Origin of the sequence: uncultured Microscilla sp., assembly GCF_947493425.1 — a bacterium.
GTDB lineage: Bacteria > Bacteroidota > Bacteroidia > Cytophagales > Microscillaceae > Microscilla.
In genome coordinates this window covers 42847-55651 of sequence record NZ_CANLRP010000017.1, presented here as the reverse complement: position 1 = coordinate 55651, position 12805 = coordinate 42847, and the positions used below count along the sequence as shown (strand labels likewise).

Below are 12805 nucleotides of genomic sequence, written 5' to 3'. Positions count from 1 at the left end.
TAGTTAAAAATACCTGCTGATGGCAGGTATTTTTTTATATTGACCTATTTCAAGTACTAATACTTGCCGTGCAAATACTGGTTTAGTTTCAACATTTTTTCTTTTATTTCTGGTGTTTTCTCATGCTTTTTTTCTGCTTTGTGCAAACGGTGTATGCTCACCAGTGAAGGTTTATAACCACTGGCAATCAGCAATTCAAAGATGTTGGCAGAGCTCATCAGGCGTTCAGGCGAAGATGCCAGTTTTGTACTCCAGTCTTGCAACACAGTTAACATCTTATCTACCAATTGTTGATAATCAGCTAAAGAGAGTTTGGCTGGAAGCTCAGGCAATTTATTGACGGTGTTTTGAAAATGTGCCCTGCTTCTGAACAATACCAAAGGCACTTTCATTTTACTTTTACCAATAGTAATTTCAGGGGTGATTTTTTCGGCAGCTTTGCGTTTTCTGGGACGCTTGGGATCATACAACGATTTTTCTAAAAAAGACAACGTAGTAAACTGCACTGAGTCGGCACTAAGGTTGCGATAAAACAGCACTCCATACCCTCCAATATCAGGTACTGGTCCCAGAATAATTTTGCCGTAATTTCCCTGGGTTGCAGGCAATATTTTTGCCACTGGCAATACTTTTTCCTGAATAGCCCCGTGTCGATTCCATTGTACAATCTTCATTTCTTTTTTCTGAAAACTATACACAGTTTGCCCCTTACGAAAATCATAACTTACCCATACATTTTTTAGGGGTTTTTGTGCCCAGGCACAGCTCACCCACAGCAGGGCAATCAATACTCCTGCATACTTTATACTTTGCATAAAACAACAATTAATAATTTTTAAAATCTCGGCTTTTAATCCTGAGCTGCAAATTATTCGTTGCTCCACAAAAGCAATAATCTTCACAAACATTCAAAAAATCAAGACGAGTTCACACTTTATTTTTCTGTTCAAACCCAGTATTTATTCTCTTTACTGGTAGTCTATTTGCTAAACCTGTCAACGAAGTACACGCAACAAACAATATAAAAAGCCGCTATTTCTCAGGTCAATTTTGACAAAGCAAGTCAAATGCTCCAACAAAGTAATACAACTTGCACATGATGTGTATGGGAAAAGGCTATATAGCCAATAGGTGGGTTTTTATTGAAGAAATAGTTGTAGGCTGATGGTCAAGAGCACTGCTAAGTTTTCATGACCATCAGTACATCTATAGTCATTATATTTTTTCAGGCTTTGGTGTGGTTGACTTGGCTTTTCTATAAGTTGCCAATTCAGCTTTAAGCTGCTCAATTACCTTGTCCTTCTCCTGATAACGCTTAATATCTTGCTGATACTTTTCTACGGTATCCTTCATTTTCTTTTCGTTTTCTTCTATATCCTGCTTTTCTTTGGCAATTTTTTTCAGCGTTTCAGACATTGCCATTTCTTTTTGCTCAAGTTCTTTTTGCTGTTTATTCATCAAATCTTGAGTAGCAGCAATTTCTTCCAGATTTTGCCTCAGCTCCTCTTCTTGAGCTCTCAACAAATCGGTTTGCTCTTGTGAGTCTACCAACAACTTTTGGTTAAAGTCATTGTTCAAAATACTTTCAATCATAGTCGCAATACTACGGCTTATTTTTTCCAGCAACCTGACATATACCTCGCTCACATTGGTAATATATACCAGCTCCAGGGCACCAAAAACTACTTCGTTAAACACCAAAGGAATCACTCGTATATTGGCCACGTTTACCTTGGCGCTCCCAAAGTATACTTCTACACTATCAGCAGGTATATTCTCAAACAACAACGTTTTGGCAGAAGCCACTGCTTGCCCTACCGCCCCTTCTCCTTCTTTAAATACCCTTTTTTCAAGCTTATCAATTTCTACTGCGTAGCCGGCACTGGCTTTAAATACTTTACTCTCTTTATCCAGGGTATACATAATACCACTAAAGGCATTAGTAAGCTCTGCAATATGTTGTATCACAATTTGTGAAAATTCTTCAAGCGATTTTGCATAGTTTACTCTTAATAGTTCATCAAACTTGTTAAGGGTAGAATCTACCCAAAGTTGTGCTTCTATTTTTTTCTCTTTTTCTTCAAACTTTTGTTTCAGCTGAACAAATTCCTCATAAGAAATATTTAGATTATCTTGTTTCATAAATTATGTGTGGCTTATGGGTTGAAAACTCTTTTATGGTCCATCTTGAATAACATTTTTGCTCAGTAAAAGGGCATGGAAATATGTCAAAAATAAATTTGCATTTTAACCATTCAACCCTTCAACATAAATAGTTGATTTGGCGTTGCTTTACCACCCCCACTATTTACCCTGAACCTGTACTGTTACTTACTTTATTTAAATGTATTTCAGTTCTTTAAATGTGTAATATAATTATCAAAATTTATACCCTTACGCTAATGCAGGTAATATCATCTCTTTGCTCGCCGTCTTGTTTAAAATTCAACACATCTTTGATAATGATGTGTTTTTGGGTAGATAAAGGTTTTTGGTAACACCCCTTTACAATTGACTCCCAACGCTTTGTACCATACTTACGCCTTTGAGGGTTACAAGTATCTACAAGCCCATCGGTAGACAAATACAGTACTTCGCCTTTTTTCAAACTAAATGTATGGTTCTCAAAAGTAAGATGAGGTAGTTGCAGGTTCCCCCCTCCTAAAAACTTGCGGTCGCCTGAAACCTTTAACATTTTGTCATCTTTAAAATAGTATAACTGATGTTTGGCTCCGGCAAATATCACATCATACTCTTGTTCGTTTTTGGGCAAAAACTGACAAATAGTTGCTTCCATTCCATCGTGGTTGGTAGACGATTCCTGTCTAAGTACATCACGAATACCACGATGTAGCATTGTTAAGATCAATGCAGGCTCGATAATTTGTTTAATGTTTACAATCTCGTGCAACAGCGCGTTGCCTACCATAGACATAAATCCACCAGGTACCCCATGTCCAGTACAGTCAATAACCGCCAAAATAAATGGTTCGGGAGGAGCCTGGGTAAAGTCTGCCTTTGAAAACCAGTAAAAATCACCTGATACTACATCTTTGGGCTGATACACCACAAACGACTCCGAAAACAATGTATTCAGGCGTAAAGGGTCGGGCAACAAAGCTTTTTGTACACTTTTAGCATACTTGATACTTTCCATCAGGCGTTTATTGGTACTTTTAAAATTATTAAAAGCTATTTCGGTTCTCTTCTTTTGTTTTTCGAGCTCCACCTGCGTATCAAACAACTTCTCGATGGTTTGCTCCATTTCGTCTTTTTGTGCCAGTATTTGTTCCCGGTGCTCGTCTGACTGCTCAAGCAGTATTTTGTTTTTTCTGTAATCCAGTATCCCCTGCAAGGTTGCCCCCAATACATTGATCAAACGTTTAATACGTTTTTGCTCTTGAGCAGTCATTACTCGAAAGTAATAAAGCTCTACGACTCCATAAACAGTATTGTTAAACAAGACAGGTAGCACTAGTACACAAGCAGTGCTCACACCCACTGAAACAAAGTCGATAGTAAGGGCATTTTTAGGAAGATTGTTAAAGATTTTTGCTTTTTTTGTAGCAGCTACTTCTCCTATAATACCTTCATTTAAGGTAACAGTTTTTAAGTACAAAACACTGTCTGACACTCCGTAACAAGCGGTTGCCTCAAACTTTTTGTGATTGTCACGCGTCTGTACAAAAAACACTGCTCGAAAAGCTTGGGTAGTTTCTGCCAAATACTCTAATACTTCGTTAGTAAAAGATACTACATCACGTGAAGTATGCAGACGTAACCAATCGTCAAAAGAATTTTCACTTTCTTCTAAATTGGAAACATCCATTTGAAAAGCATTGGGTGCATAATCTTTGCCATTATAGGCAGATACATCAGGCTGGACACTGACTATGTTATTATTACTCATAAACCTGGGTGAAAATGTTTAGTAGTTAGATATTGAACAATATAAGGTATTTATTGCTACTAATTTTTTAGGCATAGTTTGACAACTACCCTGGAAATTTCATCAAATGTTATCAAAAACACCCGCTTATTTTAATTGGTATAATGAATGTGATATGTGTCAGTTTGTTGAATGCTGGTTTTCACAGATTATTGATTGTATACTTTAACGAAAACCACAAATGTAAGTTTTGGATATAATGAAAAAAGTACAAAAAAAACCTTCGTTTTAACAAAGGATATAGCCACAAAACAAAACCCTATTTAAAACACTGACATTCAAACACTTAACAATAAAAAAACTTACCCAAGCATTTACAAAACAAGCTATAGAAAATACCTCAGTTTGTATAAAAAACGGACGTTTGTTAGTTTTTTTTACCAAAAATGAAACAATAGTCGCTTTTTCAGCGTAATAGTAAGTAATGTTATTCAAAAAATATTCAATCTGCCTTTCATTTAAACATACATAAGGCTCTTTCTTCTAAAAGTCTTATCTCATAAATTTTAATCTAATATCTTTGTCTTATGATTTACGTTGCCACAGAAAAAAAAGAAGGTTTAATTACTGCATATTTTGCCAAGAGCAAAAAATATTTGCAAGAAATGGGATTCAAGTGGATTGCTAATTTCAATGATGAGCAAAAGGCTGTGATGTGGGTGAATGAAAATTACGCAATGAATATGAAAGAATTCTTATATGGTTGATAGCATTAAGTAGTAACTGATAAAAATATTTTCAACAAACATATTCTCTATACTCTGCTAACAAAAGTTTTCAAAAGTCATTACTACTACATACTAAGCCAACAAAAAAAGGTTTTTGAGTAATCTCAAAAACCTTTTTTTATGTACATACACAAGCATTTTGTCCTACCTTCCTATTCTTTGTACCTCCACCAACTGCCCCTGTTTGATGGCTACATCAGGTTTACCCTGAATATAAAACAAATAGCATAATTTAACTTATCAGGTTCAGCTAAAAACAAATAAAACTCTTACTATCAAATACTTACGTGCCATATAATTAAAAAAAACGGTGATATTTTACAGTTTTCATTTAAAATGCTTATTATCAGATGTTTTTTTTCGCTAACTTGCATTACCAACTACATCAACATTTTTTTAACAAAAAGTAACGTTTTGGTTAATTATTACGTGTTGTTGTAACTAATTTCTAACACAACTTTTTAAATATCAAAAATAACATGTTTAAAACAAAAAGGGACGACCCTGCTCAAAGTGCATCCAACCTGACCAGCGAAATACAGTCTGGAATGTGGGTGTACGAAACCAGCACCCCATTGCTACCTATGTGTGTAGGTCGAATGCTTGGTTTTGGAATGTGTGAAGTAGTATATGGAAAGTACAAACCTTTTCAGATATACAAAAGACGCATTGCTACCCTGCGACCACTCAAAAAAACAGAAATGCACATTGTAGACAATGCCAATTGCCACGAAATATTACAAACAGTGAGACAATCGCTTGGTTTATAGTACTACTTTAGCTGAACAACTGATTATAACATAGACAATATTGTCGCTCGCCTAAAGTCGCCTCTGGATTTTAGGCATTTTTACTTAACCCAAAAACCCTGTAGTACTTTACCGCAAATGAAAAAAGGGATGACGCTGTTACTCAGCACCACACCTTTTTTCAAATATTTAGTAAAAACGCTTACTTGATCGAATCTTTTTTAAGCTTACGTTTTTTGTAGTTTTTTATCTCGTCTGCTTTGCGAATATTGATCGTATCGAGGTACTTCAATGGGTCTTCTTCGTCTTTTTCACCCTCTTTTTTGGCTTTAGGTGCAGGATTACCCACTACCCACAAGTCTACTAGTTCGCCTGCGTGTACAGTGGTACGTTTGCGAGCGTCTAATGAACTTCCTTTTTTTATTCCATCTTTTTTCTTGCCAATAAACACCGGAGGATTTTGGCGCACAACTGTTCCCAACTCTTTGTCACTGTTGTATACATAGGTAATGTTACCTAACAATAAATCGTACCCTTTTAGCAACTGCTCGGCTTCGTCGAGGGGCATCATAACTAAATCGGGCATCTTGAATTCTTTTTCACCCAAACCATCTCCTACTATCAAGTCTATTTTACTACCTTTTGGTATATAAGTGTTGGGCTGAATTTTTTTACCTAAATAGTGTTGTTCCATAATCACATTCTCACCAATAAAAGGTTTGTAAGTGATTTTACCCAAATCCAGGTCTAGGTTTTTGAGCATGTTTTCTGCCATATCAAAGGGAACATCTACTAACTTAGGCATTTTTACTCTAGGAGCGTTTTTTGGCGTAATGGTAATATAGATCTTACGATGGCGCTTTACTTTTACTCCTGGTTCGGGCGACTGGAGCAACACAGTACCAGGGCGGTCGCGGTGACGACGCGAAAAAGTAGAGTCTTTTACTTCAAAAGACAGGTCACGAGACTCAAGAAACCTCTTCAATTCTTCTACCTTGCGTCCGGTAAGGTCAGGCACAGTTACAGTTTCGCCGTGGTTGGTAGTAGAAGGTAAAATGGTACTAAAAAGCACCATTACCAAAAAGGTAAGGAGCGCAAGCACGATTCCTAAATGCACCAATACATCTAGAAATGAATTACTTTTGAAGAAAATAGTTTTTTTAGAAGCCATAAGTTATCCAATTTTTTCAATAGTGTTTGTTTTCCTGATCTATGAGTAAGTATGCTTTTCTCAATAGTTATACAAATTTAATCAAATTCGAAAAGTATTGCACTGATTGTCAAAGTTTTTAGCAAGTGAGTCTGTCTCATTGTACCTCTCCATTTTTCAATCTATTCCAACAATTTGGTATTTATGAAGGTGCAGCTTTTACCCTCTTGATACTTGCAGACCAATGGTTTTGTCTTACGTGTTCGTGTTTTCTTCATACTAAAAACAGATTTATGTAACCCAATGAACAACAAAAATCCCTTTTTGGGTCAGGGAACTGAAAAAAACAGGTTTTTTATTGCAATCTAATTGAGGTTGCACATAACTTTGAAGAATTTTAGCAATGAGGAGTCTTTCACAAAAGATACAAACCTCAAAAGGTGTGGTGGTATGAACAAAACTATAGATATTCAAAATATTCCGATACATTATAAAGTTACCGGAAACGGACCTAATTTATTGTTGCTGCATGGGTGGGGATGTGATCTGGAAATTTTTAAGCCTATTCAAGAGCATTTCTCGCAACGCTTTACTACATATAGTATTGACTTTCCTGGCTTTGGCAAAACTCCTGACCCTCCTAAACCCTGGAGCACTGAAGAATACGCCGTTTTGACCGAACAGTTTATTTCTGCCCTCAATATAACAAACCCCATTTTGTTGGGGCATTCTTTTGGGGGGCGGGTGTCTATCCGCTTGTCTGCCAAACATGCCAGTATTCAGAAGGTGATTCTGACTGGAGGTGCAGGGCTAAAACCTAAACGTAAGCTTGATTATTATGTCAAGGTATATTCTTATAAAACAATTAAGAATATATTTAAACTTCCCATTCTCAGAAACTATTCTGAGCAAGTATTGGAGAAATACCGGAAAAAATCAGGTTCTAGTGATTACAAAAATGCCTCAGGAGTAATGCGCCAAACATTGGTAAAGGTTGTGAATGAGGATTTGCGTAATTTATTACCAAAAATGCAGGCATCTACCCTACTGGTTTGGGGCGAACACGATACAGCTACTCCTTTGGCACATGCTAAAATTATGGAAAAGGAAATTCCTGACGCAGGCTTAGCAGTACTCAAAAATACAGGACACTACGGCTTTTTAGAAAAGCGGGCAGAGTTTCTCATTATTGTCGATCATTTTATTTAAAAAAAACAACAAGGCTCAGTTATTATAAGGTATGGAAAAAATTTGGTTCGGGCTCATTCTTCTTTCTTTAGCAGCCCACGCATTTGCTCAATTAAAAAAAGAGCTGCACATGATGCAACTCAACAGCTACAGAAATAGCCGTTACTGGAGTTGGACTAAGAAAAACTTTAGCCAAAAACTTGTCTTTAGTGTGTTACTTATGGCAATAGCTGGGGGGTTGGCTTTGCTCAAAATAGTCTCTATACTTGCTTACCTGATATGGATATTTGGTGCTGGTTTTGGAGCGTATCGATTACTTACCGAAAAACACAAAAAGAAACTTGCTTTTACTCGTCGCGCTAAAACCTTGTTTTTTACATCTATAGGGCTATTTGTGGCAACCAGTATAGTCGTTGTGTGGTTTGTGCCTACTAAATTTACCATGTTGACGCTTGTTTTTATGGATTTTATGGCATTTGGCTGGCTTATCTTAGCCAACTTTGTGCTTATTCCGGTAGAGCAACACATTGCCCAGTGGTACTATGCCGATGCCCGCCGTATTATCAAGTCTATGCCTCAACTTAAGGTAATTGGCATTACGGGTAGTTATGGAAAAACGAGCGTGAAGCATTTTCTCACCCGAATTTTATCTGAAAAATACAATGTAGTCATGACCCCAGGTAGTTACAATACACCTATGGGGGTAACCATTACCATTCGCAACCACATTAAGCCTATTCATGAGATTTTTGTATGTGAAATGGGTGCCAAACAAATAGGTGATATTAAGGAGTTATGCGACCTTGCCCACCCACAAATTGGCATACTAACGGCAGTAGCTGACCAACACCTTGACACGTTTGGATCGATTGAAAACATTCAAAAAGGTAAGTTTGAACTCATTGATGCTTTGCCTAAAGATGGAGTAGGTTACCTTAACTTTGACTATGAATATGTAAAGAACCATCCCCCAATTACCCATGTAGAAAATCATGCTTATGGTCTACACCAACCCGAAGCTGACTACCAGGCACGCGATCTTCAATACACCGCAAAGGGCATGCAGTTTTCGGTATATCATAAAAATGAAAAAGTAATGGAACTGGAAACCAAACTCATGGGTGAAGCCAACATGTCGAATATTTTGGTTTGTTGTGCAGTGGCGCTTCGCTTTGATGTTCCAATTAAAAACATTCAGTTTGCCGTAAAAAACCTCCAACCTGTTAAACACCGGATGGAACTTAAGCGCAACCCAGGCGGAATTACTATTTTGGACGATGCTTTTAACTCCAACCCTGCCGGGGCTAAGATGGCGTTAAACGTGCTTAAACAGATTGAAGGTGGGCAAAAAGTGATTATTACCCCTGGAATGATTGAACTTGCCGAGAAGGAGTATGAGTTGAATAAAGTATTGGGTGAACAAATTGCTGAGCATGTAGATTATGCCATTTTGGTAGGTCCTAAACAAACCTTACCTATACAAGAGGGGCTCAAAAATAAAAACTACCCTGAAGATCGTCTCTACATTGCCCGCAACCTGACCGATGCTAACCAACACTTGATGAAAATAGCCAAGGCGGGTGACGTGGTTTTGTATGAAAATGATTTGCCAGATACTTATAATGAGTAAAAAACCCAAGAATCACTCTTGAAACATAGGGTCGTTTTGCAGGGCAACCACTACTTGTTCGAGAATGCTGGCAAAACTACGAATCAACAAAGGGATGCGCTCACTTTGAGGGTGTTCCTTTGCCAATGCCTCTATTTCTCTGACTACTTTGCCCAAATCTTTTACATCGAGAATATCAACAGAACTTTTTACCTTGTGTGCCAGTTTGCCTACAGTTTGAATATCGCTGGAAACCAGTGCTTGTTGCATATCTTGCACCAACGCTGGGGTGTCGTTTACAAACATTTCCAACATTTTCTTGATGTGGGTCTTGTTACCACTCATCATTTTATCAAGTTTGTTTAAACTGTAGAGTTGGATAATCTCCTCATTTTGCTTATTTACTGCGGGTTCCTGGGCAAGTGTTTTGGTAGGTAAATTGAGGTTATGCAATATTTTTTCCTGCAAATCTTTTTGGGCAAATGGCTTGGGTAAATAGTCGTTCATTCCTACCTCTATACACCTTTGTCGGTCGCCCTTGATGGCATTGGCGGTAAGTGCAATGATGGGCACTGTAGACCTCAATTGCTGGCGAATAATACGAGTGGCTTCCAGTCCATCCATGATGGGCATTTGCATATCCATCAAGATCAAGTCGTATTTATCTTCACTAAATTTTTCAACGGCTTGTTTGCCATCTTCGGCTACCTCCACTATCACTCCCCACTCTTCCAGAATGGTAGTTGCCAAAAACTGGTTCATCTGGTTATCTTCTGCCAATAACACCTTTTTTCCCTGCAAAGCTTTTTCTCCTTCCTGGGTTATCTCCTGTACTGGGGTTATGGCATCTATGGTTTCTTTTTTGAAAGTAAGCGTAAACGAGAACGTAGTACCTTTGCCGTATTCGCTTGTTGCCATGAGTTTGCCCCCAAACAACTCTACCAACTGCCTACCTATGGCGAGTCCTAACCCCGAACCACCAAACTTGCGGGTAATACTGGCATCTTCTTGAGTAAAACTCTCAAAAACAGCTTCCATATTTTCGGCTTTGATTCCCCTCCCGGTATCACTTACCTCAAAACATATAGTTTGAGTATCAGGGTTGGCTTCTACCAAAAACGTACTGATGATTACTTTGCCTACATCAGTAAATTTAATGGCATTATTGAGCAAGTTGAGTAATATCTGGTGCAGTCGTACCGAGTCGCCCAATACAACGGGGTGCATATTGTCATCAATGTTGGCATACAAACCAATGCCTTTTTCTTCAGCTTTGTAACCAAGGGTAAATACCAAATGGCGAATAAGTTTACAAAGGTCAAAGCCTACATTTTCGAGTTCCAGTTTACCAGCCTCAATTTTCGATATATCTAAAATATCATTGATAATCACTAAGAGATTGTCTGCTGAAGTACCTATGGCATCTAAATATCTTTGCTGTCTTTCTTCTAAAGCAGTTTTATTCAACAACCGTTGCATACCAATGATGGCATTAAGCGGAGTACGTATTTCGTGGCTCATGTTGGCAAGAAACCGCTCTTTTGCCAAAGATGATTCTTCAGCTTTTTTGCGTGCCTCAATCAACACCTTTTGCGCCTTTTTTTTGTTGCTCACGTCGCGGTACTGCCACAAGTGCCCCAAGTATTCTTCATTGCTAAACACAGGAATATAGTCACGTTCATACACCCTGCCATCTACCAGTTCGAGCTCTTCGCCCAATACAATGTTTCTGGCGGTGAGTATATCGCTGATCACCGAAATAAAAGTATCTGAGTTTGTAAAATACCCTTTGCTCAACTCGGCAAAAGGGGCACAGTCAAGCCCTTTAAGCTCTTCGGGAGGTACAGGCACGTCAAACATATCGCAAAACACTGGATTGGCAAGCACTACTTTGCGTTGAGCATCTTCTAACAGTATGCCTGCTTGCATGTTTTGCAACAAAGCTTTCAGCCGTGATGAGGTAATATGAAGTTCATTTTCGGCTTTGAGTTTTTCTGTGACATCCTGAATGAGCACCAAACGAGCAGCTTGATTGTTATACAAAATATCGCGTCCTGATATATCTACGTTTATGAGGGAACCATCTTTCAAACAATGCGTACTTCGAGTCACTTCCTGGTGTTGGTTCAGGTTTGCCTCTAGGTATGGAATGTCTTCTGTCCGGCGCAAGTCTCTAAGACTCATTTGAGCAAAGTCTTCTTTGGTATACCCATACTTCTCTACCATAGTATCGTTTACAGCAAGTATTTGTAAGGTTTTGGTAGCAAAAATCAGCATTGGGTGCGGATTTCTGTTAAACAACAAACGATGGTCTTGCTCTGACTTTTTGAGGTGTGCTTCGGCATTTTTTTGGTGTGTAATATCAGTGACCAAAGCCATAATCCCTATCATTTCATCGGCATCGTTATAATAAGGCGTAGCGTTGACGAACGACTGCCAACAGGTGCCATCTTTTCGTACTTGTTCTATTTCATATTTATCAGATCGTCCCTCGCGCCTGCCCTGCAGTTTTTCATTCAGCAGCTCTTGCTTGTCTTTGGCTATAAATAGCTCGTACGTTTTTCGGTGCAACATTTCTGACAGCTTATAACCAGACAGCTCCTCCATACGTGGATTGGCAAATATAATATCGGACTCAGGGGTAGTAATAATTAAGCCATCCTGAAGCTTTTCTACCATTGTGCTATAGAGCATGTCTTTTTCCCGAAGTTGCTTCTCCATTTTCAAACGGCTCTTTGCCTCATAAATAGAGCGTTGGTGCGATAAACACCCCTCAAGCGATACGGTAAACTTATCAATCACGGCCTTGAGTTTATTCAGTTCTGTAGTTGAGAGGGCTTTTTGCCAACGGGCAGAGTAGAGTTTTAGAAAACCTATGTCGCCCAACTGATAAATAGCATAGGCGCCTTTTACAATGTTGTTTTCCTGAATACAATCGGTAAACTCTTTGTCGGTAACATGGCAGGAGAAATAGGGTGATTGGGTAGTTTTGACAGGCAAAAAATGGTCAGCGTCTAATTCTTCCTGCTCGTTTTTAGACACGGGTAAAGCAAATACAGTCATTAGGTTATGTCCATCTGCTTGCTGTGGCTTAATCAATGACTTTTTTAACCATACTGAAGCAAAATCAAGGTTTTTACGCGACAGCAAGGTAGTTAAAAAATGTTCGCAATTTTCATATAAATTTAAGGATGAACCTATTGAGAGGGATAGTTCATACAAAGTGGCTATATCGTCCAGCACGTCATTTTTTTGAATCATTGTATTATATTGGATACGATTTATTTTTTAGCAGTTGTTGTATTAATATTGCCTGATAATGCATAAGCCTAAGTAGTAGCAAGCAATTAGCCATAAGCTACTCATAATACACTAAGGAATGGTGAGAAATTAAATTACCATTCTTGAGGTAGAGGTTTTGTTTTGAGACGA

9 protein-coding genes are annotated in these 12805 nt (G+C 38.2%); 4 read left to right on the top strand and 5 right to left on the bottom strand.

The window, feature by feature from the left end:
* Positions 1 to 56: 56 nt before the first annotated feature.
* From Q0954_RS07125 to Q0954_RS07115, 3 genes are all read right to left on the bottom strand, one after another.
* On the bottom strand, positions 57 to 815 hold the full coding sequence (locus Q0954_RS07125) for a hypothetical protein (RefSeq protein WP_299455424.1): 759 nt from the start codon (positions 813 to 815) through the stop codon (positions 57 to 59).
* A gap of 400 nt (positions 816 to 1215) precedes the next feature.
* Positions 1216 to 2142, bottom strand: a complete 927-nt coding sequence (locus tag Q0954_RS07120; protein ID WP_299455422.1) for a GAF domain-containing protein — start codon at positions 2140 to 2142, stop codon at positions 1216 to 1218.
* A 244-nt stretch (positions 2143 to 2386) separates the two neighbouring features.
* Positions 2387 to 3910, bottom strand: coding sequence for a SpoIIE family protein phosphatase (locus tag Q0954_RS07115; RefSeq protein WP_299455420.1), 1524 nt, complete (start codon positions 3908 to 3910; stop codon positions 2387 to 2389).
* A gap of 566 nt (positions 3911 to 4476) precedes the next feature.
* Here Q0954_RS07115 and Q0954_RS07110 point away from each other — a divergent pair.
* The gene (locus Q0954_RS07110) at positions 4477 to 4656 is read left to right on the top strand and encodes a hypothetical protein (protein WP_002704998.1); all 180 of its coding nucleotides are present in this window, start codon (positions 4477 to 4479) and stop codon (positions 4654 to 4656) included.
* A 500-nt stretch (positions 4657 to 5156) separates the two neighbouring features.
* Positions 5157 to 5447 (top strand): hypothetical protein, encoded by a 291-nt coding sequence (locus Q0954_RS07105; RefSeq protein WP_299455414.1) that lies wholly within the window; start codon positions 5157 to 5159, stop codon positions 5445 to 5447.
* Between the two features lie 181 nt (positions 5448 to 5628).
* Here Q0954_RS07105 and Q0954_RS07100 read toward each other — a convergent pair whose 3' ends face one another.
* Positions 5629 to 6597, bottom strand: a complete 969-nt coding sequence (locus Q0954_RS07100; protein ID WP_299455412.1) for a PASTA domain-containing protein — start codon at positions 6595 to 6597, stop codon at positions 5629 to 5631.
* A 429-nt stretch (positions 6598 to 7026) separates the two neighbouring features.
* Between Q0954_RS07100 and Q0954_RS07095 the strand changes: the two genes are divergently transcribed.
* Both Q0954_RS07095 and Q0954_RS07090 read left to right on the top strand, forming a co-directional pair.
* Positions 7027 to 7785 (top strand): alpha/beta hydrolase, encoded by a 759-nt coding sequence (locus tag Q0954_RS07095; protein WP_299455411.1) that lies wholly within the window; start codon positions 7027 to 7029, stop codon positions 7783 to 7785.
* Between the two features lie 109 nt (positions 7786 to 7894).
* Positions 7895 to 9394 carry a Mur ligase family protein gene (locus Q0954_RS07090; protein WP_299455409.1) on the top strand — a complete coding sequence of 500 codons (1500 nt, stop codon included), beginning with the start codon at positions 7895 to 7897 and terminating at the stop codon, positions 9392 to 9394.
* 12 nt (positions 9395 to 9406) lie between these two features.
* Here the strand turns inward: Q0954_RS07090 and Q0954_RS07085 are convergent, their stop codons facing one another.
* Complete coding sequence (locus tag Q0954_RS07085) at positions 9407 to 12634, bottom strand: PAS domain S-box protein (protein WP_299455407.1); 3228 nt, start codon at positions 12632 to 12634, stop codon at positions 9407 to 9409.
* Positions 12635 to 12805 lie beyond the last annotated feature (171 nt).

Bases quoted from the DNA above. Each gene is read 5' to 3' on its own strand.
- Q0954_RS07125 (WP_299455424.1), bottom strand. From the start codon at position 815: ATGCAAAGTATAAAGTATGCAGGAGTATTGATTGCCCTGCTGTGGGTG.
- Q0954_RS07120 (WP_299455422.1), bottom strand. From the start codon at position 2,142: ATGAAACAAGATAATCTAAATATTTCTTATGAGGAATTTGTTCAGCTG.
- Q0954_RS07115 (WP_299455420.1), bottom strand. From the start codon at position 3,910: ATGAGTAATAATAACATAGTCAGTGTCCAGCCTGATGTATCTGCCTAT.
- Q0954_RS07110 (WP_002704998.1), top strand. From the start codon at position 4,477: ATGATTTACGTTGCCACAGAAAAAAAAGAAGGTTTAATTACTGCATAT.
- Q0954_RS07105 (WP_299455414.1), top strand. From the start codon at position 5,157: ATGTTTAAAACAAAAAGGGACGACCCTGCTCAAAGTGCATCCAACCTG.
- Q0954_RS07100 (WP_299455412.1), bottom strand. From the start codon at position 6,597: ATGGCTTCTAAAAAAACTATTTTCTTCAAAAGTAATTCATTTCTAGAT.
- Q0954_RS07095 (WP_299455411.1), top strand. From the start codon at position 7,027: ATGAACAAAACTATAGATATTCAAAATATTCCGATACATTATAAAGTT.
- Q0954_RS07090 (WP_299455409.1), top strand. From the start codon at position 7,895: ATGATGCAACTCAACAGCTACAGAAATAGCCGTTACTGGAGTTGGACT.
- Q0954_RS07085 (WP_299455407.1), bottom strand. From the start codon at position 12,634: ATGATTCAAAAAAATGACGTGCTGGACGATATAGCCACTTTGTATGAA.